We start from the raw sequence: 23,861 nt of genomic DNA, 5'->3' as shown, positions 1-23,861 counted from the left end.
TATGCAAAAGTATTCTCGCAGTCTTAATGAGAAGATTGATTACGATGCAAATATTTTTTCGCTTCTTGAAAACCGCGTAGAGCGTAATCCTAATGGCTCTTTAATTGAGTATGCATCTAGCAACGGAAAATGGGGCTCCTACAGCGCTAAAGAGTTTAGAGACTTAGTTATATCGGTTGCAAAAGGGTTTATAGCGCATGGAGTTATGCCAGGGGATTCAATATCTATAATTGCTCATACTTCTTGGCAGTGGACTTTACTAGACATGGCAATAATGTCTATTGGGGCTTTAACTGTTCCAATCTACGAAACAAGCTCGCTAAGCCAAATAGAAAACATTATTAACGATTCCAACGTAAGCATGATTTTTGTTGAAGACCAGGCGATGAAAGAAAATGCTCAGACTGCAAAAAAATCGTGCAAAAGCCTTGAAGAGATTTTTGTATTAAATGCAGACGCAATCGAAGCGTTTATTGAATACGGAAAAACCGTTACAGATGCAGAATTCTACGAAAGAGAAAAAGCCGTTAGAGGCAAAGATTTGGCAACAATTGTTTATACTTCTGGATCTACTGGAGAGCCAAAGGGTATTGAGCTTTCGCACGGTAATTTTGTTTTTATAGCAAAATCTGGAATACTTTCTATGCCAGACATAGCATTAAGAAGCAAGAGTGGAACTCCAAAACTATTGTTATTCCTTCCGCTAGCGCATGTTTTTGCGCGATACATGCAATTTTTCTGCTTTGCTGGAAACGTTACACTTGGATTATCGAGTAATCTTAAAACAATACTAAGTGATTTTGCTAGCTTTAAACCAACATTTGTGCTTGGCGTTCCTAGAATATTTGAAAAGATTTACAATGCGGCAAGTCAAAAGGCTGGTAGAGGGTTAAAAGGCGTTATGTTTGCTTTAAGCGTAAAAGTTGCTAAGCAATGGTCAAAAGCGCAGCAAAGTGGTGCAATGGTTTCGCCAATGATTGCAATAAGCCATGAATTCTTTAAAAAAACCGTATACAAGTCGATTCTGCAAGTTTTTGGAGGAAATGTTGATTACGGCGTTTCGGGCGGAGCGCCTTTAGACACATCAATATCTCACTTCTTTAATGGAATTGGGCTTCCAATCCTCGAAGGCTACGGAATGACGGAAACATGCGCTCCATCAATGGTAAACCCTACAAAAGGGTACAGAATTGGAACAGTGGGGCTTCCTGTTAAAGGTGTGTCTGTTGCAATAGACAACGAGGGAGAACTTTGTATTAAAAGTCCTGCAGTATGCGTTGGATACCATAATCACCCAGAAATAACAGAAAAGCAAATAGTAAACGGCTGGCTTCACACGGGAGATTTTGCATTACTAGAGCCAGATGGATTTGTTAGGATTACAGGCCGAAAGAAAGATTTAATAATAACAGCAGGCGGTAAAAACGTTTCTCCAGGTATTCTAGAAGCGTGTGTTATGACATGCCCAATTGTTTCTCAATGTGTTGTTTTAGGAGATAGAAAGCCGTTTATCTCGGCAATTATTGCACTTGATTTTGCAGAAGTAAACTCTTGGCTTATATCTAGGGGAGCAGGGCCTGTGCGCTCTCTGGATGAAGCTAGAAAGAATTCAATTGTTAAGTCCGAGATTGAACAAAGTGTTGTAAAAGCAAATTCCAAGGTTTCTAGAGCTCAGTCGATTAGAAAGTTTGAGATTGTTCCAGATGCCTTTACTCAAGAAAACGGATTGGTTACCCCAAGTCTTAAAGCAAAGAGAAGCGTTGTTTTAGAGCGTTACAAAGATCTTATTGAAAATAAGATTTATGCTCCAAAATCTAAAAGATAATCGCATTAATCTCTAGCTATAAGGCGTTAGATTAAGGTGCAAAAGTAATGTGCTGGCCTAAGGCGATTAAAGCCCTGCGTCTGCAAGAGTAACGTAGCCTGGGTCTATTAAAAGCGCCTTAAGATTTGTTGCACTAACTGCAAGAATAGTTTCAGTTGCCACTGGCACATCTTTTTGAGGCCCATTATTATTTACAAAAATGGTTACATCTTCTAGCTGTGTAATCTTTCCAGAAGTGTTTAACGAATTGCATTGTTCTGCAACATCTACAGAAATCTTTTGAATGTTTTCTATAGAAGTCATCCATTGTTTTCCGTTTACAAGATTAGGCAAGGCATCTTTATATGCTCCGTAGCCAGTAATAATAGGCCATTTTGAATCGTTTACAACAGAGATTGCAGATTCGCTTTGACTATTCTGGCTGTTATCTTTGTTGCTATCTTGATTATCTTTATTGTTTTTATTATTTTTACCGCTTTTGCCTGTTTTTTGGTTTGAAGAATTGTTATTTTTTGAATTAGAAGGAGCTGGAACTTTCTTTTTGCTTAAATTACGCTTTCCAATAAAGTTTCCAATAATGTCTGGAAGGGTAAACGAAGGATTAATATCTGCAGAACTTCCTTTGTAACCAAGCTCTTCTAAAGCATTTTCTGCTTGCATAACAACTTGATCTTCTAGAGCAATAATGCCATCTACGTGTTTTGTTGAAGTTGCTTGATTGCTATTTTTTTCAATAAGTCTAAATTCAAGTTCTGCTTTAACAGAATCAGAATTATCCGCATCTATAGCAACGTTTTTCCAATCGTTTTCGGTGGAATTTTTGTTAAGCTTTCCAGAAGGAGAAAACATTAGTCCAGATTCATAATATGGTTTTAAAACCTTCCAGATTCCTTCGAAGGCAAGTCTGGAAAATTCGTCATCAAAATCTGGAGTTTTGTACGAAGAATCTTCTGAATTTATTCCTCGTTTATTTATTCCAATGTGAAAATGAACATTTTGCTTTTGATTATGGCAAGGCAAAAGCACTTCTACACTTTTTGGATTATCTTTAGATGCTTGATTTAGAGCCAATTTTTGTACAAGAGTGTGGGCTTGAATCTCTCCGATTCTTTGAGCCGAAGAAAGGTTAAATAGAATATCTGGCTTAAATCCATTGCTTAATCTAGAAAGCATAATAACGTGCATTCCAGCTTTTTTGGCAAGTTCTAAAGCGTTTGAAAGTCTATTTTCTGCTTCTTCTTGATTCTTTAAATCATCGTTCGATTGATTGGTGTTTGAATCTGGCTGTGTTACATAATCGCCATAATTATTATGTCCGTTTTTATTGCTCCAAGGTGCAACAACAATCGTTGTTTTTGAAAGTTGTTTTTTTACGCTATTTTGAAGGTTTTTAACGTTCGTTTTTGCGTTTTTACTTTTGAGCGATTTAGCAGAGTTATTGGAGTTTAGTGAAGTAATAGTGTTTACAACATAGTCTTGAATATCTTGGCTTTGATTGTACAAGCTGTTAGAAGACTTGGTTGTGATTGCGTTGCTAGAAAATCCTCGCTTTTTTAGCGATTTTACTATTTCTGGAACAAGATTATCCCATGTGCTTAATGGCGTTTTTCTACTTAAATTTAGCCCGTCGGAAGGTGTGAAAATTATAACGTTTCCGCGATTTACTTCAGACTTTGCGCTAGGCGACGCGTTTTGTACGCTAGATCCGCATGCGCAAATTGCAAAAAGCATTGTACTTGCTGCCAGAGCAGCAATAACTTTGCGCAAAATATGCTTATGCGTGCGAATCATAGTTAAAGCCTTTCGTAAATTTAGTTTCGTTTTTGCTTATTTGTTAAAAAGTATTTACTAAAAAGTATTTGTTAAATTATCTAATACAAATTCAGCGATTAAGCAAATCTAAGCACATGTCTCTATACTCGCTAACGTAGCCTCCACCAAAGAAAACACAATGGCCAGCAATAGGGTAGAGTTGCCAAATTGTCATGCGATTTTCAAAACCAGATTTTAGTGGATGAACAGACTGGTAGCCGTCTAGAATCTGCTTAAAATAGCTGATTCCAAATAGGTGAAGCATTGATAAATCTTCCTCGCGGTGACCGCCGTGAGCTGCAGGGTCAATTAAAACAGCTTCTGTGTGTTCGCCATCTTCGCTTTTAGTCCAAAGTACGTTCCCGCTCCATAAGTCTCCGTGAACGCGCGCTGGTTTATCTTCAGCGGCTTTTCCAAGCAAATTTGGTAGAGCATCAATAACTTTATTTGTAAGATCTAAATCGCTTTTTGTAAGGCTTCCCCTAGAAATACCAAGGTTTACCATTGGTAAAAGTCTGCCTTCTGCCAAATAGTCAATAACGTTGTTCCAATCGCCGCAATCCATTTTTACTGGGTCACTTAGGGGGCCAAAATAGCATGTTCCATCATAGTCTGCTGGTGGTTCGCCAAAATATTTAGCGCCAAAATCGTGCATATGAGCCAAAGATGCTCCAAATTCAAACGCTGCTAGAGGAGTAGGGCTTGTAGTTTCAATGCGCTCAATGTTTAAATAGTCTTTTCCCCAGTCAAAGACCTTAGCAACTTTAGGCCCGCCGCAAGTATAAGCTTCACTAAGCCAATTAAGACCACGCCCCTCGCATTCAAAGAAGCGGTCTGGCGCATATGACCTGCTTTTTTTGTACACGTTATTACTCATAGCAACCTCTGTGCTTGTATTTATACCAATCACATTATTTTACTTAAGACTTTGCACAATAATCATTTTTGTGTCTGATTTTTTTATTTTTTATTTTTAACTGTGCAAAGATTTTTAACAAACTGATATCCAAAAAGTAATCCTGCTAATGCTAGTGCGGAGCCTAATCCAGTATAAAACACTGCAATAAAGCGTTCTGGAGCAAGATTTGTTGCGCGAATAGTAATACCAAAAGTAATCATAAAAGCCATGATTATAAAAGATTTAACGTCAAAGAATTTAAGGAAAAATTGCTTGTTTTCTTTGTATGAGTTAATTCTGGCGGTATGTTTTTTTACGAGTTTTCCAAAAATAAACACTTGAAATATTGCAAAAACAACTAATGATAAAACAAAATTAATAGCAGATAAAAAGTTTGAGTATGCAATAATGCCAATGCGAAGAATATTGAATCCAGCGAATCCCCATACAAGGCATGCAATTAGCAAAAGCGTGTTTTTTGATACTTTCATAACTCAACCTCTTTAAATCGTTATTTTTTAATCAATTCTTGTGTTGAATGCGTAAAATAATTCTACTAATCATTTTTAAGCAAAACGCTAAATAAGAGTATTTTGTGAATTATGCATTAAAACTTTCAGAAAATCTTTAAAATATATAAAAAAAGTTGTAAAAAGTGTTGCAAATTGACGATATGAGTCGCTATAGTGCTTGTTTATGGAAGACAACGATCAACAATATTCAACAGCTGACAACAACGCTACAATCGCTGCGCCAGCTTTTCGTTACGATGCGCAACTCGCACAAGATATTGAGCAGCGCTGGCAAAAAACCTGGGATGAGCAAGGCACGTTCTGGGCGGCAAATGTTAAGGGCAATTTAAAGGATGGAGAAGGTAGGCTTGCGAATGGCCGCCCTTCTTTCTTTGCAATGGACATGTTCCCGTATCCTTCTGGAAAAGGTTTGCATGTTGGGCATCCTCTTGGATATTTGGCAACAGATGTTGTAAGCCGTTATCACCGCATGAAGGGCGAGAATGTTCTGCATGCTATGGGCTACGACGCTTTTGGACTTCCAGCAGAACAGTACGCTGTGCAAACTGGCCAGCATCCACGCATTACTACCGAGGCGAATATTGCAAATATGCGTAGGCAGTTGCATCGCATGGGCTTGAGTTTTGATGATCGTAGGTCTTTTGCAACTATTGATACAAATTACGTTCGTTGGACACAATGGATTTTCTCAAAGCTTTACGACGCTTGGTACAACCCTAATTTTGTGCGTAAAGATGGCGGCAAAGGTTCTGCTCGACCAATCTGCGAGCTGGTTGATGAGTTTAAGAGCGGCAAACGCGAAATCCCAGGTTTTGCAGGTAAAAAGTGGGAAGATCTTAACAAGGTAGAGCAAGCGGATGTATTAAACGATTTCCGTATTGCATATATTTCTAAGTCTCCTGTAAATTGGTGCCCAGGATTGGGAACTGTGCTTGCAAACGAGGAAGTTACTGCAGAAGGCAAGTCTGAGCGTGGAAACTTCCCAGTATTCCAGCGCAATCTTCGCCAGTGGTCAATGCGAATCACCGCTTACGGTCACCGATTGGTTGAAGATTTAAATACTATTGATTGGCCAGAAAAAGTTAAGCTTATGCAGCGAAACTGGATTGGCGAATCTCACGGTGCTTCTGTTCATTTTGATGTGCCATGTGCAGATGGTAAAACGCGTGATTTGGAAGTATACACAACTCGTCCAGATACGCTTTTTGGCGCTACTTTTGCGGTTGTTTCCGTTGATCACCCAATTCTTGAGCATGTTCCAGAAGCCTGGAGTGCAAGCGTTCCAGAAAGTTGGAAGGGTGGCTACGCAAGTCTTAAAGAAGGCTTAGCTAAGTATCAAGCTCAAGCTAGAGCAAAGACTGCAAAAGATCGCACAGAAGACGCGGGAGCAAAAACTGGTTTGTTTACTGGTCTTTATGCAATTAACCCTGTAACTGGAGCGAAGCTTCCTCTGTTTACTGCAGACTATGTGCTTATGGATTACGGCACGGGCGCAATCATGGCAGTTCCAGGCGGCGACCAGCGCGATTATGATTTTGCTAAGGCCTTTGGTTTGCCTGTAATCTACACGGTTGAACCACTTGCTGAGTCTGGCGAAAAGTTGGCAGATTACGAAGGTAATGCTCCGTTTGTTTCGCATGACGGAATTGTTATTAACTCTTCTGTAGAAAAGACTTATAAGGGCGGAGATGCCTTATCTATCAACGGTTTGCGCGTAGATGAAGCTATTAAAAAAGTTACAACTTGGCTTGAAGCAGCTGGTGTAGGCAAAGGTAGAGTTTCTTACAGACTTCGCGACTGGCTGTTTTCTAGGCAGCGCTACTGGGGAGAGCCTTTCCCAATTGTTTACGATGAGGATGGTGTTGCTCACTTAGTTCCAGATAGTGAGCTTCCGATTGCTTTGCCAGATGTTCCAGACTACCAGCCAAAGACTTATGCTCCAGATGACGCAAATTCCGAGCCAGAAGCGCCTTTGAGTAGAAATGAGGATTGGGTTAAAGTTCAGCTTGATCTTGGAGATGGCGTAAAAACCTACTATCGAGATACAAACACTATGCCAAACTGGGCTGGATCTTGCTGGTACTACATGCGCTACTTGGATCCAAACGACGCTGAGCATATGGTTGACAGCGACGAATATGACTACTGGATGGGTACTAACCGTCCAGGTAAAGAGCATGTTTCTGGCGGTGTTGACCTTTATGTTGGTGGTGTAGAGCATGCAGTTTTGCATTTGCTTTATTCTAGATTCTGGCACAAAGCGCTTTATGACTTGGGTTACGTGGATTCTGCTGAGCCATTCCATCGCCTATTTAACCAGGGCATGATTCAGGCTTATGCGTACACGGACGAGCGTGGACAGTATGTTCCAGCAGACGAAGTTGAAGAAGGCGCTAATAGCGGCGCTGGCGAGCCAACATTTACTTGGCATGGCGAGCCTGTTAATCGCGAGTTTGGCAAGATGGGCAAGAGCCTAAAGAATATTGTGACTCCAGACTACATGTACGAAAACTACGGTGCAGATACATTCCGCCTGTACGAAATGAGCATGGGTCCGCTTTCTGAATCTCGCCCTTGGAATACGCGTAATGTTGTTGGCGGCATGCGATTCTTGCAGCGCTTGTGGCGTAACGTTGTTAACGAGGAAACTGGAGCTTGTGTAGTAACAGAAGATGCGTTGGACGAGAAGACGTTAAAGCTTCTTAACAATACAATTGCAGAAGTGACTGTAGAGATGGAAGCAATGCGACCAAACACTGCAATCGCTAAGCTGATTGTGTTAAACAACCACTTGACTTCTCTGCCACATGTACCTCGAGCTGCAGTTGAGCCGCTGGTTCTTATGCTTTCTCCTATTGCTCCGCATATTTGCGAAGAGATGTGGAGCAAGCTTGGGCATACTAAGTCGATTGCTCATGCAGATTGGCCAGTTGCAGATTCTCGCTACGTTGGCGCAGATACTGTTACGGCTGTTGTGCAGATTAAGGGCAAAGTTCGCGCAAAGCTTGAGGTTGATCCAAATATTGAGGCTAGCGAGCTAGAAAAACTCGCGTTGGAAGCTGTAGCTGATCGCTTGGGTGGTAAAGCTCCGCGCAAGGTGATTGTTAAGGCTCCAAAGATTGTGTCTATTGTGCCAGACGAAAGCTGAAATCTAATGTTTTCTAGGCAAAATAGCCTTTAACCACATTGGTTAATTTTACTTGAAAGATGCTTATCTTCATTTAATAGTGGAGGTAAGCATCTTTTTTATTAATGATTATTTAAACAATAAAAGGGGGTGATTAAAGATGCATAAAACTAGTCGTAGCGTTCTAAGCAGGTTTGAGGCGATTGATGGATTGAGTCATAAAATTAACCAAGAAATTAAAGAGAATACGTTGGTTAAAGAGAATGCGTTGGATTTTAATAATCTTGCCACTAATGCCAATAAATCTTCACTAGATTTTAATGATTTTAATAAACGAAACGAAGCGAGAATAAAAAATAGCATAAGACTGGCTATAAAACCTGTTCATATTCTTGCAATAATGCTGATTTTAGTTGTTTGCTTAGCTTGTAGTTTAACAATGCTAATAGGTCAATATGCAACGTATAGCAAGTTTTATGCTTATAACGCTAGTAAAGTCGCAAGCAAAACTGGCAGCAAATCTGTTAGGAAAACCGACGATAAAGTCGAAAATAAATCCTCCAAAATTCAATCTTCTAGCAAGAATTTTAAAGAGAGCAGTGTGAATGGCAAAAATAGCTCTAATGCGATTATTAAAGATAATGAGGGCAATGATTATAAAAAGCGCGATTCTAAAAGTGCTAATTCTAACAAAGATTATGCAGCGAACAGCGAGAACAAAGATTTTGCTAATAATGCTTTAAATAAAAAAACTTGCATAAACATAAACACGGCTGGGATAGAAGAATTACAAGAAATAAAAGGCGTGGGGCCAAAAATGGCTCAAAGAATATTAGATATGCGTAAAAAAGTTCGTGTTTTTAAGCGCGTTGAAGATTTGTTGCAAGTTAATGGGATTGGCCCTAAAACCTTTGCAAAAATTAAACCAATGACTTGTGTTGGCTAAAAATCGCCTATTTATAGGTTTGTTTTATAACTTTGTTCTTTAAGGTTTAAGATGGAAGAATTTTATTGGAATTGTGAAACTGGTAACAAGGATTTTAGACTTGTTCCAATTGCTTTTGCAGTGTGGTTTGGCTGCTTATATGCAAGATTTGTATGCGAAGTAAATCATATTTTAGTGCATACAATAATTGCCACTTTTGCTTTTGCTTTTATATGTTTTTGCTGCGTATTTGCTAATGGCATGTTTAAAGTTAAATGTTTAGAACGATTGAAAATAATCAAATATAAACAAACTTTTTACGCGATTGTATGTGCGTTTTTAGCTTCCTTTATTATTTGCTCAATTACGCAATGTTTAGAAGGGATGGATCCTGTTTTTTCTGTTATTAAAAGCAATGGCGTTAAAAATGAGCAAAATTATAATGTAAATAATGGCGCTAAAAATGCCGCTAAAAATGGCGATTTTAAAAACGTTAAAGTGGTTATGAAAATAACATCTCCTTTAAGAACGTCTCCTTCTTTTAGAGGAGATTGTGTATCGAGTGTTAGAGTTAAAAGTGTTGAGGCAAAAGATAAAAACAATGCTGTGCAAAAATATGCGAGTTTTGTAGATGCAAAACTTTACGCTTTTAATCCAGTTTGCAAAGCAATAAATTATGGGTATACGATTAGCAGTTTTGCGAGGATTGGTATTTCTAAATTCGGCGCAAATGCTGTAGAGATTCAAATCCCTAAAGTTGGTAAAGAAGATAAATCAAGCAAAAATAAAGTCAATTCCTTAAAAGTGATTGAAAAAGCTGGGTTTTTAGCAAGTGCTTTAAACAATCTTTATAAAGAATTTTACAATGTTACAAACAATTTGAGCGAGCAAGGTAAAATGCTAGTTCCTGGTCTTACTGTAGGACTTTTAGGTCAAGAGCGTTTAAGTGATGATAGTGAAAATAAAAGTAGTCAAATTGACAGCACGTACGCAAATACAATGAAGCAAAGATTTAAGATTTCGGGAATAATGCATTTAATGGCAGTATCTGGAGGCCACTTTTTGCTTATTGCTGCAATGATTCGTAAAGTTTGCTTATATTTTCTTGCTCCAAAATGGCTATGTGTTGTTCTTGAAACAGTTGGAAATATTTCTTTAGCGCTTATTGTTTACCCGTCGGCGTCTGTTTTGAGAGCGCTTATAATGGGCATTATTTGCTCAATTGCGTTTTTGCTTTCTAGAGCATATCAGTCTGCTAGTGCATTGAGTTTAACTGTTATAGGCGTTCTTTTTGTTTGCCCAAAATACGCATGGGATTATGCTTTTGCTCTTTCGGTTTGTGCAACTTTTGGAATAATCGTTTGCGCAATGCCGTTGAAAAGAATCTTTTTAAGATACATGCCATCTTGTATTGCGAGCGCATTAAGTATTACATTGTGTGCGCAATGTTTTACGCTTCCTGTTCAAATATTAATGCAACCTCAAGTGTCTTTTATATCTATTTTAACTAATTTGATTGTTACTCCTTTTGTTGACTTTGCAACGATTTTTGGACTTTTGTCTCTTGTTTTTGCGTGTTGGAATTATTCGATTTCGTTGTTTTTTGCTAGTTTTTCTTCGATTGGAACAAACATTATGGCATTTTGCGCTTGGAACCTTGGAGACTTGCAAATTGGCGTTTTTCCTTGGATTGCGGGGCCATTAGGTGCTTGGTTGGCGTGCATTGCTGAATTTAGTGTATTTTTCGCTATTCTTTTTGCAAATAAGTATCTTAAAAATAAAGAGTTTTACAACACGTTTAAGATTTATGCTCAAGCAAAGTCAAATCGTTTTAAGCATCTTATAGACGATTCAGTTAAGCTTTTTGAATAATTTGTCTAATTTTTTATCTAGGAATGTTTTAAGTTTTGCATAGTTTGTACAATTAATAAGGTGTTAAAAAGCTAAAATTAATCCTATTAATAGTAAATTCGATTGGTTAAGTTACAAAACATTGGCATTAAGGGGTACGCATGCAAACGTTAAAAAACTTTGCGCCAGTTACGATTGTGGTTGGCGGGGATGCGTATTTAAATGATTTAAACGCTCGCGATTTAAAAGCGCGCATAATAAGCGCGTATCCAGATGCGGATGTTGTAAATTTAGATGCTTTGATTGCCGATAAATACGCTTTTATAACAGCTACAGGCCCGTCTTTGTTCTCTAGCGGAACGATTGTTGTTATTAGCAATCTTGAGCAGGCAGATGAAGACTTTGTGCAAGCGCTAGTTGATTTTTGTGCTAATAATTCCAAGTCTAATGGCACTGATTGCTGGGTTATTGCCCGCCACGAAGGTGGTGTTAAAGGAAAATCAATAGTTACCAAGCTTGAAAAAGCTGGAGCAAACAAAATAACTGTTCCAGATCTTAAAAAAGACGATGCAAGGCTGAATTTTGTTATAAGTCTTTTTGAAAGACAAAATCGCAGCATAGAGCCTATGGCAGCTGGGCGTATTGTAGAAGTCTTAGGTGGAAAGACCGATCAGTTGGCGGCACTGTGCTCTCAGCTGTGTTTTGATTTTGACAATAATCCAATCACTTTAAAAATAGTTGACCAATATTTAACATCGGATCCTCAAGTTACTGGATTTTTTGTGGCAGATAAAGCTGCACAAGGAAATGCGCCTCAAGCTATTCTTGCGGCAAGAACTGCGATTTTGCAAGGCGTTGATCCTATAGCATTAATTGGCGCACTGGCTGTAAAAATGCGCATAATTACAAAAGCTATAGCAGTTAAAAACGGTCAGATTTCCACTCCTCAAGCAAAAGTGAACCCTTGGGCGCTAAAAATGGCTATGAGAGATTTAGGTGGATGGAATGAAAATGGAATTCGTAGGTGTTTTAAGTGTTTAGCATGGGCAGACGAACAGTGTAAAGGTGGAGCAAGCAACGCTGATTATGCTTTAGGAAAATGTATTAGCATGATTGCTTGCCGTGGACGTTATTAAATTAAGACGAAAGTGTGTGATTTTGGAAAATCAGAATAGCAAAAAGCTTGTAATTCCAACGGATTTGTGCATGCAGGAGCTTGGAAAATCCATTGCAAAAATAGTGCGTGAAACAGACGTTATTTTGCTTTCTGGCCCTCTTGGTGCTGGAAAAACAACGTTTGCAAAAGGATTTGGGCAAGGTCTAGGAATAAAAGAGCCGATTGTTTCCCCAACCTTTACTATTGCAAGAGAACTTAAAGGCACGTTTTCTAACGGAAAAGCGGCAAATCTAATTCACGTAGACGCATACAGGCTTGGTGGAAAAGATTACGCTCCAGGCCAAGATACGGTTTCTAGGCTTCTAGACGAGCTTGAATCGCTTGGATTAGATGAGGCTTTGGAAGAACCAGGTGATGGAACTGTTGTGCTTATGGAGTGGGGAGAGCAGATGGCGGGCGTTCTTGCGGATGTTCGTCTTGAAGTTCATATTGATAGGCCGATTGAACAGTCTGGCAAAGATTCTAATTCAAACCAGCTAACAAGCGAAGGGAATCGCGTTGTAACACTTGTTCCAGTTGGAGGAGATTGGTGCGATCGACTAAAAATTCTTGATTAAGAGTAAGCTAAGTTGGTTGGTTAATTTAAGGAACAAAAATGAGCAATACGCTGATTATAGATACGTCATACGGTTCAACAGTTGGAGTTGTAGGCTATAAGCCAATAGTGGAAACGGATTCGCGTACGCATGTTGAAAAGCTGCAAGTAAACATTGATTCTGCAGTAAAAAATGCTGGTCTAGAGCTTAATCAAATAGACGAAATCGTAGTTGGAGTAGGCCCTGCTCCTTTTACAGGTTTACGAGCTGGATTAGTGGCAGCTAAGGCGATTGCTTTTGCAAATAACGCTAAGATTTTAGGTTGCAACAGTTTGATTGCGCAAAGCCTAATGATTCGTTCTGGAGCTTTTGAAGAATGGCTTGAAAATGGCGTTATTTCTAAAGATTTAATAGTCGAAAATAATGAATCCTGCAATACTGAACGCAAATATGTTCTTTCGCTTAATGACGCTAGAAGACGCCAAGTTTATATGAGTTTATACGACGATAGTGGTTGCGAAGTAATAAAAATGGATATTGATTATCCTGCAAATATTGTTGAAAGAGTTAACCAATATTTTGAATCAAATAAAATTTGCGACTACTGTGTTTGTGTTGCGGGTCATGGCGCTAAAAAATATGTTGAAGATTGGAAGAAAATCAAAAGCATACGCTTAATTGCCGAAGTGAGCGCTCTTGATTTAGGCGTAAAAGGATTGGAAATATTTAAGCTTTGCGCAAGTCAAAAAGATGTTATTGAACCGCTTTATTTAAGAAGACCAGATGTATCGGTTCCAAATCCGTTGAAGCACGTTTTGGGTTCTGGGGCTGCTACAAAAGTGGCGGAAAAATAGGATTCAAGTAAAGTACGCATATGATTGTAGACATAACTTGCTCAAAATATCCAGCTTGTGCATCAAATAGTAAAAGCTGCGCTATAGAGAAAATTGATTATTCAAAATGCGAAGCAATAGTTTCTCAAATTGCAAAAATCGAAGCAGACTTGTTTGGACCAGGCTGTTGGAACAAGAACATGATTTTGCAGGAATTGCAAGCGCCAATGCGTGCATATTATGCAGATATTGATTTAAACACAAATACGGTAGCAGGGTATGCAGGATTTTGGTTTGATGGCGATGATGCGCAAATAATGACAATAGGCGTTGCAAAAGAATATCAAAAGCAAGGAATTGCAAGCAATCTTCTAAAGACAATGATTGAAAATGCAAAATCAATAGGCGCAAAACGAATGCTTTTAGAAGTTAGGGTAAACAACAATCCAGCACTAAAACTGTATGAAAAATTCGGTTTTATAAAAATGGGATTACGAAAAAGATACTACATGCCAGAAGGAATAGACGCATATACAATGTGCGCGCAAATAGAAGACTTAGAAAATTTAGAAAGCTCAAAAAACTTAGAAGAATCTAGCGAAGCTTATAACAGTAACAGTGCTAAAAGTGAGGATAACAATGAGTGAAACAATGAATAAAACAAGCGAGCCAATAGTTTTAGGCATTGAATCAACTTGCGACGAAACAGCAGCAGCAATCGTTAAGGGAAGAACATTAGTTTCTAACGTTGTAGCATCCTCAATGCAAGAACACGCGCGCTACGGTGGCGTTATACCAGAAATCGCCTCGCGCGCACACGCAGAAGCATTCGTGCCAGTGGTTTCAAAAGCGTTATCAGATGCAAATATGGATTTAAGCGATATTGACGCTATAGCAGTGAGCGCAGGTCCAGGCTTAGCAGGATGCCTAGCTGTTGGCGTATCTGGCGCTAAAGCACTAGCAAGTGCTGCAAAAAAGCCGATTTATGGAATAAATCACGTTATTGGCCACATTGCTGTAACGCAATTGCAATTTGGCGATGTGCCTAAAGACGTTCTTGCTTTAATTGTTTCTGGCGGACATACTTCGCTTCTTCACGTGAACGATATTGCGCGCAGCATAGACGTTGTTGGAACAACATTAGACGATGCTGCTGGCGAATGCTTTGACAAAGTAGCTAGATTGCTGGGATTCCCTTACCCAGGAGGCCCTCATATTGATAGGCATGGGCGCCTTGGAGATCCAAATACGTTGAAAGTTCCACAAGGACTTACGCAAGGCAGATCTGGCAAAGAGCACCCTTACGACTTTAGTTTTTCGGGAGTAAAAACAGCTGTTGCGCGTTGGGTAGAAGCTCGCCAAGCACAAGGCTTAGAAATACCAGTTGACGACGTTTGCGCATCTTTAGCAAACTCTGTTGCAGATGTTCTTTCTAAAAAAGCCATGATGGGATGCGAACAGTATGGTTCTAAAACGCTGCTGATTGGTGGCGGATTCTCCGCAAACTCGCAACTTAGAGAGCATCTTTTAGAGCAAGGCAAAGAGCATGGAATCGAAGTTCGTTTGCCGGAATTGAAGCTTTGCACAGATAATGGAGCAATGGTGGCAATGCTTGGTGTGAATTTGGTGGAAGCAGGCGTTCGTCCATCTGCTCCAGATTTTGCAATCGATTCAGCAATGCCACTTACAACCGTTAGCTTATAATATAAAAGTCATATTAAAAACAAGCGAGGTGTTTTGTGTACGAAAGCTATACGCGTAGAGGAGCTTTGCAAGTTGGTGAAAAAATCCAATTCACCGATAGAAAAGGCAAGCGAATCACAGCGCAGCTTACTAAAGGCGGAGTTACACAAACTGAGCATGGCATTATTTTGCACGATGATGTTATTGGCAAAACTCAAGGCATTGTAGTAACAACAGTTAGCACAAAACGAGATTTTGAGCAGAGCAATAAGCCAGTTGATGCATCTAAAGAATCAAACAAGCCATGGATGGCAGCGCGCGCAATAGGCGGATGGGATTATGTAGTTATGCGTCCGCGATTGACGGATTACGTTTTATCCATGCCAAGAGGCGCTCAAATCATGTATCCAAAAGATATTGCACAAGTGATTTCTTTAGGAGATATTCGCTCTGGAATGCGCGTTTTAGAGTCGGGAGCAGGCTCTGGGGCAATGAGCTTAAGTCTTTTAGATGCGGTTGGGCAAAGTGGTGAGCTTACAACAATAGAGCTTAGGCCTGATTTTGCTAGAATTGCGCAGCTAAACGCAACGATTTACTATGGTGAAAAACCAAAATGGTGGAATCTTTTAACTGGAGATTTTGATTCAGTGGCAAAATCTCTTCCAGAAGGCTATTTTGACCGCATTATGTTAGATATGCTTGATCCTTGGAACAGGCTTGAACAAGCTTATAGAGTTATTGCTCCAGGTGGCGTATTGGTTGCGTACGTAACAACTACAACGCAAATGTCTAGAATGGCACAAAGTTTGCGTGCTTCGGGAGTTTGGACGGAGCCAGAGATTCAAGAAACGTTAGAAAGAACTTGGAAAGCTCAAGATTTAGCAGTTAGACCAGATCATGCAATGATAGGTCATACTGGTTTTTTGGTTATTTCGCGCGCAATGGCACAAGGATTTAATGCGCTAAAAAAGCGCGAGCGTGCTACAAAAGATACTGTTAGCGATATTGATGCTTTAACACCCGAAGAGCGCGCAGAACAGTTAGAAGACTTATCTCTTAGAGATATATCCGATAGAAAACTTAGAAAAGTTTTAAAAGATTTAGACTCGCAAATAGCACAGTTACCTAACCAAAATCCAAAGTCCAACAAGGCTTAACCGAAGACTGTAGGAGATTAAAATGGCGGCGTCAATCAAGAAAATTGCTAAAAAAGTAAAGCACGCAAAATATGTGTTGTTACTAATGCGCCACGCAAAAGCACATCCGCCAACAATGGGAGACGATTGGGGAAGAGACCTTAGCGATAAAGGCTTAAAACAAGCAAAAATAATGGCAAAAGGCTTGCAATCTTTAAAGCTTGTTCCAGATTATATTGTTTGTTCAAGCGCGAATCGCAGCGAACAAACAATGCAAAAAATGCTTAAAAAATTTGGAGATTCGCCAATAGTTGCATCAAGAAAAAGCTTATATGATGGCGGAATGCAATCCGTAATGGATGAGCTTAGTGCTATTAGGAGTGAATCTAGAATAACAATGATTATAGGCCATGAGCCAACAATGTCGATGGCTGCACAATGGCTTTCTTCCGCCGATTCAGACCCAGATGTTTTAGGAACAATGCGACTTGGACTTTCCAATGCTTCGATTGTTGTTCTAGTATCTGAAACGCCTTTTACAACCTGCGGACTTCGAGGAGCAAAAGCCCTGGGCGTTATAAGTCCAAAAGATTTTGAGTAAAATACGCGGAAATCTGTATAAAATCTGCATAAAATACGCATAAAATACGCATAAAATCCGCATAAAATACGCATATAAATTCAGGTTATAACGACACCCCCAAATAGTTGATGACCCCATTAGGCCAAATGTTTGCTAGGCTGAATCAGGTTATTGATTTTTTTTGGAGGATATATGCATACCGTTCTAACGTCCGTACAGGGTTTCCCAAGGATTGGCGCCAATCGCGAGCTTAAAAAAGTTATTGAACGCTATTGGAAAAAAGACGCAACGCTAGAAGAAGTAAGACAAGTTGCAAAAGACTTGCGCAAAAAGCATTGGAAGATTCAGGCAGAAGCTGGAATAGAACTCATACCAAGCAATGATTTTAGCTACTACGATCAGATGCTAGACACGGCAATCCTGCTTGGCGCAGTGCCAGAAAGATACAAAAAGCTAGAGTTTGAAAATGCAGAAGATACACTGTTTGCAATAGCGCGCGGGTATCAAGGGAGCTTTGGAGACGTTACGGCTCTTCCAATGAAGAAGTGGTTTACAACCAACTATCACTACATTGTTCCAGAAGTTGAAAATCCACAAGATTTGCGTTTAGTTGGTACAAAGCCATTTGACGAGTTTAATGAAGCAAAAGATCTTGGAATTGAAACAAAGCCAGTGTTGATTGGCCCATACACCTTCTTAAAGCTTGCTCGCAATCCACAGGCTCAGGAATTAGGGCCAAATAAAGAAACGATTGAAGCATTAGCAGAAGCATATTGCAATATTGTAAAACGATTTGCAAGTCTTGGAGCAAAGTGGTTGCAATTTGACGAACCATACTTGTGCTTAGATAAAGAAGATGGCGATTTAAAGATTTTTAGCGATTTATATAAGCCGATTCTTGAAAGCAGGCTTGAAAACGCTGAAAACGCAAGCAGCGTTAAGATTTTGCTTAATACATACTTTGGCAATATTTTAGACTCCTATAAAACTGTAAACGATTTAGCGTTTGACGCAATTGGCTTGGATTTTGTAGAAGGTAAAGAGGAAAACCTTGAAGCTTTGCAAGAATATGGAGTGAACGAGAAAACCACTATTTTTGCAGGAATTGTTAATGGTAGAAACATTTGGAAAAATGATTACGCACAAAGTCTTGGCTTATTAGACGCTTTGCAAAAAAATGTTACTAATCGCATAGCTGTTTCTACTGCATGCTCTCTTTTGCACGTTCCATTTAGCACGAATGGAGAAGAGCTTGGTGAAGACGTATTAAAGCATTTTGCGTTTGCTGTAGAAAAATTGAAGGAAGTAAGCGAAATTGCTAAACTTTGCGTTTTGAATGATGATGAGCTTAAAAATAGCGAGGAATTAGCGCAAAATCAAGCATTATTCGACGGATCTAGAGTAAAGACAGACGAAAGTGTTAAAGCGCGAATCTCAAGCCTTAAGCCAGAAGATTTTGAGCGAAAGCCAGCTCGCGCTGAGCGTCAAAAATTGCAAAAAGAAGCATTGGGATTGCCTGATTTGCCTACAACAACTATCGGATCCTTCCCTCAAACAAAAGAGATAAGGTCGATTCGAGCGCTTTTTAGAAAAGGCGAAATTAGTAAAGAAGAATACAACGCATTTATTGGCAAGCAAATAGACGAGTGCATAGAACACCAGGAGAGCATTGGCCTAGACGTTCTTGTGCATGGCGAATTTGAGCGAAACGACATGGTGGAATACTTTGGCCAGCATTTGCACGGATTTAAGTTTACCAAGAATGCTTGGGTGCAGTCTTATGGAACTCGCTGCGTAAAGCCTCCAATTGTTTGGAGTGATGTTTCTAGAGCACAGCCAATCACGGTAGAGTGGAGCGCGTATGCCCAAAGCCGCACAAATCATGTTATGAAAGGCATGCTAACGGGGCCTGTAACAATTCTTAACTGGTCTTGGCCTCGCGAAGATATTACCCACGAGCAGCAAACGCAGCAGCTGGCTCTTGCTATACGAGATGAAGTTTTAGACTTAGAGCGTGCTGGAATTCGCGTAATTCAAATCGATGAGGCTGCTTTGCGTGAAAAGTTGCCGCTTAGGCGTTCGGATTGGCATAAGAAGTATTTGGACTGGGCTATTGCGGCTTTCCGTCTTGTACATTCTGCTGTGGCTGCTACTACGCAGATTCACACACATATGTGCTATTCGGAGTTTAACGACATTATTCAAGACATTGACGCAATGGACGCAGACGTAATATCGTTTGAGGCTTCGCGTGGAGATTTAGTTGTTTTGGACGCTATTCATGACGCAAACTTTGAAACAGAAGCTGGCCCTGGTGTTTACGACATTCACTCTCCTCGTGTTCCTAGCGAAGAGGAGATTGTTAACAGAATTCACGAGATTTTGCGCAAAATGCCAGCTAATAAACTGTGGATTAACCCAGATTGCGGCTTGAAAACACGAGGCAATGCAGAAACGTGGGTTAGCTTGCAAAATCTTGTTTCTGCAGCCAAAAAGGTTAGAAGCGAATTGGGTGGCGGTTTGAAATGACCTATAAACCAAAGTTTTCGCTAGAAGTGTTTCCACCTAAAAGAACATCTCCAATAGGTACGATTTACGACACTTTAGATGGCTTAAGGGGATTGGATCCAGATTTTATATCTGTAACTTATGGAACTGGAAAATCTTCGGATCGAACTGCTACTGCTAGAATTGCCAACACAATTCAATCGGAATACGGTATTAAAGCTGTTGCACATTTAACAGCAAGATACCTAAATTATGATGATGTTGACGAAGCATTAGAGTTGTTCGACAAGGCAGGTGTTAGTGGCATTTTGGCTTTGCGTGGAGACGTTATTGAAGGTCAGGATGCTGCTGGTGTGTTTAACCATGCCAGCGATTTAGTTGCTTATATTCGCACGCAGCGCCCTGATTTGCCTATTTTTGGCGCATGCTACCCCGAAAAGCACCCCGAATCTGCTACTTTGCAAGAAGACATCGATAATCTAAAGAAAAAAGTTGATGCAGGAGTCACTCATTTGATTTCGCAACTTTTTTACAATAACGATGACTTCTTGCGATTTAGGGATTTAGCTAGAAAATCTGGAATTAACGTTCCGATTGAAGCTGGAGTAATGCCTGTTGTAAACGCAAATCAGGTTAAGAGAATGACAAAAATGTGTTCTTCTGCAATAACCGAGCCTGTTTTAGCAATGATGGAACGCTGGGGAAGCAACCCAGAAGTTTTGCAAGACGCTGGAAGCATATTTGCGTCTCAGCAGATTAACGATTTAGTTGCGCAAGGAGTAGACGGAATACACTTGTATACAATGAATCGTCCTGGTGTTACTAGAAGCATCTGGTCAAACGTTAAGCCGCTTTTTACCAAAATTGTGTAATTTGTGCGTGTGGTGCTGTGCAAAATCTTATTGGACGGCACCACAATGTACAGTGGCGTTATGAGCAATCAAACGGGCAATAGTGGCGCTGTGAGTGGAAACTTGATTGGTAGGTTTTCTGGCGCTTTAGCTGGCGATTCTACACAAAGTGAAAATCAAGATTCTAGTGACGATAAAAACTGCGATTTATCGTATAGAAGCTTAGTTAAAGCTGGATTTGCGCGCCCAGAATCTGCTCGTAAAACTATAGAAGATGTTTGCAAAAATTGTGAAGACGACTCGCTAAATGCTCTAAAAATTTTAGAAAGCATAAAAAGAGTAGAAGATCCAGATTATGCAATTTTAGCTTTTAAAGACATTTGCCAAGACCAGCAAAAAGTTGTTCAAAAAATTGCTCAAAGCTCTAATAATTCGCTAATAACAAGCCCGCTTGCGTCTTTAATGCAGGTTATTGGAGCGTCTAAAGCATTTGCAATGCTAATGCGAACGCATCCTTGCTTAATAAACGCGGCAGCAAACGATCCAAATCATCTATTGCACATGACTTTAGAAGAGCGTGTTTTAGATTTGTTAGAGGCTATTCAAGCTTATAGGGCAACTGTTGTTAGTGCTAAAGATGCCGATATTAAAGTAGCTGAATCTAAGGGGAATGATACAGCTAATGAGAAGGCTACAGCTAATGAGGAAGATGCTGTAGAAAATGCTGATAAAAGCGGTGGCTCGTGCAGTGTTCCTATAAGCTCAATGGGATTTGCGCAGGCAGTTTGTGCTCTTAGAGAAAGATATCGTCAGCATGTTGCTGCGATTATGGCATACGATTTAGCGAGCGCAGATCCTGTAGAATTGCAGCCAGATATAAGTCGCAAGCTGTCCGATGCGGCTGATGCTGCTTTAGAGGCAGCGCTTGCTATTGCGCGCGGGCAGGTTTCGGGATCGTGCTGCTGCAGATTTGCAATAATCGCAATGGGAAAATTGGGAGCGCAAGAAATAAACTACGTTTCCGATATTGATCTAATTTACGTTGCTGAGCCATCTAAAGGTGTTAGCCAAGATGAGGCGATTAGAACAGCCTGCTCGATTGCAATGGTTCTACAAAAAGTTTGCCAATCTATTGTTATTGGTTGCACGGAGCCGCCATTGTGGCAGATTGATACTGCACTTAGGCCAGAAGGCAAAGATGGCCCGCTTGTTAGGCGGTTAGAATCTCATAGAGAATACTACGAAAAGTGGGCAAGTAGCTGGGAGTTTCAGGCACTTTTAAAATCAAGACCAGCGGCTGGAGATGTGCAACTTGGAAACGAATACAGAAAAATGGCGGATTCTTTTATTTGGAAGGCGTCTGGCCGCGAACATTTTGTTGCAGATTGCCAGCATATGCGTCAGCGTGTAGAATCCTTGATTCCAGCATCGCAGCGAGACCTGGATATGAAGCTTGGGCGAGGTGGCTTGCGCGATGTTGAATTTACTGTGCAAATGCTGCAACTTGTGCATGGAAGTGAAGACCAGTCTCTTCGAGTTAAAGATACGCTTAGTGCGCTTAACGCTTTGTCTGCTGGAGGATACGTTTCTAGATCGCAAGCTGCAATTTTGGCAGAACATTACCGTTTTGAGCGTGTACTAGAACACCGCCAGCAAATGTGGAATATGCAGCGAACACATTTATTCCCCGATTTAGGCGCTCATGGCAATGGTGGTTTAGACCGCGCAAGAAGTATTAGTGCAGAAGAACTTAACGATAATAGTCAAATAAGGCGTCTTGCTAGAGCCGTTAGGCTTACGCCAGAAGAGCTTGTTGCGCGATTTGATAAAGCACGTAGGGAAATTAGGCACTTGCATAAAGATATTTACTACCGTCCAATGCTGCCTATTAATGCACAAACAGATGCGGATCCTATTGTTCTTTCTGCAAATGCTGCTAGAGCGCGTTTTGCGTCAATCGGTTTTGCAGACTCAAAGGCTGCACAAATGCATGTTGAGGCACTTACCGAAGGGCTTTCGCGTGCGGCTAAAATTCACAGGATTCTTCTTCCAGCAGTCTTAAAATGGCTTGGAGAGGGCCAAAACCCAGATATGGGTTTGCTTGCTTTTAGGCGACTTTCCGAACGTTTTGGTGGAAAAAACACGTATTTGGGATTTTTACGTGATTCTCCTAGTGCAGCTCGTAGGCTTTGCCACGTTTTGTCTGATTCGCGTTATTTAGGCGACGCAATGATGCAATCAATGCAGTCGATTACGTGGCTTGGAGACGATTCTGCGCTTTCTGCACGAGATAGAGAAAGCTTAGATATGCAAACGCACGCAATGGTTGCAAGATATTCAAGCAGTATTGCGGATTTTGCTCAGTCTCTGCGCGCTTTAAGACGGCAAGAAATCGAGCGAGTAGCTCTTGCTTGGATGTGTGGGCTTATTGATGATGATACTTCGATGCAAGCAATGAGTGATGTGTTTGATGCCGTGCTCGATGCTGCTTTGCAGTGGTCTATGAAGGATTCTGCTTATAAAATGGGCTTAGATAGCAGTAAAGCTTCGATTGCAATTATTGCTTTGGGTCGTTACGGGGGCAGAGAAGTTAACTTCTGTTCGGACGCAGACATGATGGTTGTTTATAAGCCTACAGAAGATGATTGCAGTAGCGAAGTCGCCTCTGATTCTAGTTCTGATTTGTCTCATCGTTTTGCGCAGACAACCGTTGATGTATTGCGAAATATTTTGCAAGGTCCTCTTACTTTAGAGCCAAAAATCATGGTTGATTTAGATTTGCGCCCAGAAGGCAAAGATGGTCCTCTTGTGCGCTCGCTAGAATCTTGCGAGCATTATTACAAAAAGTGGGCTAGTACGTGGGAGAATCAAGCGCTTTTACGTGCGCGTTTTGCTGCAGGATCCAAAGAGTTGGCGGATTCTTTGCTAAGTGGAGTGGTAAACGATTTGCGTTATTCGGCAGAGCCGCTTAGTGAATCGCAAGTGGCGGAAATTCGTAAGCTTAAAGCTCGTATGGAAGCAGAGCGTTTGCCAAGAGGTGTTAGTAGAGATAGGCATTTAAAGCTTGGCCGCGGCGGTTTAAGCGATGTTGAGTGGACTGTTCAGCTTTTGCAATTGCAATACGCTGGAAAATACGAGTCTTTGCGTACAGTTGGCACAATGCAAGCGTTGAAAGCGCTTAAAGAATCACATTTGATTGATTTAGAAGATGCTGATGTGTTGGAACGCTGCTGGCATATGTGTTCTGCAGTGCGAAATGCAAACTTCTTGTGGTCTGGCTCCCTTGAGCGCGCCGATGTTATTCCAACAGACTCGTATTCTTTGGGTGGAATCGCAACTTATCTTGGATATGATCCAAACCAGGGTAGGGTATTTGAAAACGATTTAATGGCGGTTATGCGTCAATGCCGAGATGTAATGTCTCGTATTTTCTATGGCCGATGAATAAAATGCTTTTTAATTTGATTTACTAATTTTTTGTTCAATTTTTGCATTTAATTGTTGCATTTTGTGGTGATAAATATACGCCACTCCGAATCGCATATTCGTCAATGATAATCAGTAAAATCGTGGAGGTCGCGCA

Annotated in this window: 17 protein-coding genes; 14 read left to right on the top strand and 3 right to left on the bottom strand. The window is 40.4% G+C overall.

Annotated features, from left to right (window positions below; translation table 11 throughout):
• Position 1: 1 nt before the first annotated feature.
• Entirely contained in the window at positions 2 to 1,825 is a 1,824-nt protein-coding gene (locus tag QP420_RS02320) for an AMP-dependent synthetase/ligase (protein WP_481616438.1), read from the top strand.
• 66 nt (positions 1,826 to 1,891) lie between these two features.
• Here QP420_RS02320 and QP420_RS02315 read toward each other — a convergent pair whose 3' ends face one another.
• The 3 genes from QP420_RS02315 to QP420_RS02305 form a co-directional block, all read right to left on the bottom strand.
• On the bottom strand, positions 1,892 to 3,616 hold the full coding sequence (locus QP420_RS02315; protein WP_481616437.1) for a substrate-binding domain-containing protein: 1,725 nt from the start codon (positions 3,614 to 3,616) through the stop codon (positions 1,892 to 1,894).
• A 91-nt stretch (positions 3,617 to 3,707) separates the two neighbouring features.
• Positions 3,708 to 4,514, bottom strand: coding sequence for a fructosamine kinase family protein (locus QP420_RS02310; RefSeq protein WP_060786794.1), 807 nt, complete (start codon positions 4,512 to 4,514; stop codon positions 3,708 to 3,710).
• A gap of 83 nt (positions 4,515 to 4,597) precedes the next feature.
• On the bottom strand, positions 4,598 to 5,026 hold the full coding sequence (locus QP420_RS02305; protein WP_060786632.1) for a hypothetical protein: 429 nt from the start codon (positions 5,024 to 5,026) through the stop codon (positions 4,598 to 4,600).
• A gap of 205 nt (positions 5,027 to 5,231) precedes the next feature.
• Between QP420_RS02305 and leuS the strand changes: the two genes are divergently transcribed.
• From leuS to QP420_RS02240, 13 genes are all read left to right on the top strand, one after another.
• Complete coding sequence (gene leuS, locus QP420_RS02300) at positions 5,232 to 8,216, top strand: leucine--tRNA ligase (protein WP_481616436.1); 2,985 nt, start codon at positions 5,232 to 5,234, stop codon at positions 8,214 to 8,216.
• 139 nt (positions 8,217 to 8,355) lie between these two features.
• Complete coding sequence (locus QP420_RS02295) at positions 8,356 to 9,141, top strand: ComEA family DNA-binding protein (protein WP_481616435.1); 786 nt, start codon at positions 8,356 to 8,358, stop codon at positions 9,139 to 9,141.
• Between the two features lie 51 nt (positions 9,142 to 9,192).
• Complete coding sequence (locus QP420_RS02290) at positions 9,193 to 10,992, top strand: ComEC/Rec2 family competence protein (protein ID WP_481616434.1); 1,800 nt, start codon at positions 9,193 to 9,195, stop codon at positions 10,990 to 10,992.
• Positions 10,993 to 11,132: 140 nt separating this feature from the next.
• Entirely contained in the window at positions 11,133 to 12,107 is a 975-nt protein-coding gene (gene holA, locus QP420_RS02285; protein WP_481616433.1) for a DNA polymerase III subunit delta, read from the top strand.
• Positions 12,108 to 12,177: 70 nt separating this feature from the next.
• The gene (tsaE, locus tag QP420_RS02280) at positions 12,178 to 12,705 is read left to right on the top strand and encodes a tRNA (adenosine(37)-N6)-threonylcarbamoyltransferase complex ATPase subunit type 1 TsaE (RefSeq protein ID WP_060786795.1); all 528 of its coding nucleotides are present in this window, start codon (positions 12,178 to 12,180) and stop codon (positions 12,703 to 12,705) included.
• 38 nt (positions 12,706 to 12,743) lie between these two features.
• Entirely contained in the window at positions 12,744 to 13,538 is a 795-nt protein-coding gene (tsaB, locus tag QP420_RS02275; protein ID WP_481616432.1) for a tRNA (adenosine(37)-N6)-threonylcarbamoyltransferase complex dimerization subunit type 1 TsaB, read from the top strand.
• A gap of 20 nt (positions 13,539 to 13,558) precedes the next feature.
• Entirely contained in the window at positions 13,559 to 14,164 is a 606-nt protein-coding gene (rimI, locus tag QP420_RS02270) for a ribosomal protein S18-alanine N-acetyltransferase (protein ID WP_481616431.1), read from the top strand.
• Complete coding sequence (tsaD, locus tag QP420_RS02265) at positions 14,157 to 15,221, top strand: tRNA (adenosine(37)-N6)-threonylcarbamoyltransferase complex transferase subunit TsaD (RefSeq protein WP_481616430.1); 1,065 nt, start codon at positions 14,157 to 14,159, stop codon at positions 15,219 to 15,221. The genes rimI and tsaD overlap by 8 nt, the downstream gene beginning before the upstream one ends.
• A 35-nt stretch (positions 15,222 to 15,256) precedes the next feature.
• Positions 15,257 to 16,357 carry a tRNA (adenine-N1)-methyltransferase gene (locus QP420_RS02260; protein WP_060786640.1) on the top strand — a complete coding sequence of 367 codons (1,101 nt, stop codon included), beginning with the start codon at positions 15,257 to 15,259 and terminating at the stop codon, positions 16,355 to 16,357.
• Positions 16,358 to 16,379: 22 nt separating this feature from the next.
• The gene (locus QP420_RS02255) at positions 16,380 to 16,937 is read left to right on the top strand and encodes a SixA phosphatase family protein (protein WP_481616429.1); all 558 of its coding nucleotides are present in this window, start codon (positions 16,380 to 16,382) and stop codon (positions 16,935 to 16,937) included.
• Positions 16,938 to 17,111: 174 nt separating this feature from the next.
• Positions 17,112 to 19,448: a 5-methyltetrahydropteroyltriglutamate--homocysteine S-methyltransferase gene (gene metE, locus QP420_RS02250; RefSeq protein ID WP_481616428.1), complete on the top strand. Its 2,337-nt coding sequence runs from the start codon at positions 17,112 to 17,114 to the stop codon at positions 19,446 to 19,448.
• Entirely contained in the window at positions 19,445 to 20,299 is an 855-nt protein-coding gene (metF, locus tag QP420_RS02245) for a methylenetetrahydrofolate reductase [NAD(P)H] (protein WP_060786643.1), read from the top strand. The genes metE and metF overlap by 4 nt, the downstream gene beginning before the upstream one ends.
• A 60-nt stretch (positions 20,300 to 20,359) precedes the next feature.
• On the top strand, positions 20,360 to 23,722 hold the full coding sequence (locus QP420_RS02240; protein WP_481616427.1) for a bifunctional [glutamine synthetase] adenylyltransferase/[glutamine synthetase]-adenylyl-L-tyrosine phosphorylase: 3,363 nt from the start codon (positions 20,360 to 20,362) through the stop codon (positions 23,720 to 23,722).
• The last annotated feature ends 139 nt before the right edge of the window (positions 23,723 to 23,861 follow it).

The sequence above is a fragment of the Bifidobacterium sp. UMB1197 genome (assembly GCF_030217745.1).
Lineage (GTDB): Bacteria > Actinomycetota > Actinomycetes > Actinomycetales > Bifidobacteriaceae > Bifidobacterium > Bifidobacterium vaginale_B.
This window is presented reverse-complemented; position numbering and strand designations above follow the sequence as displayed.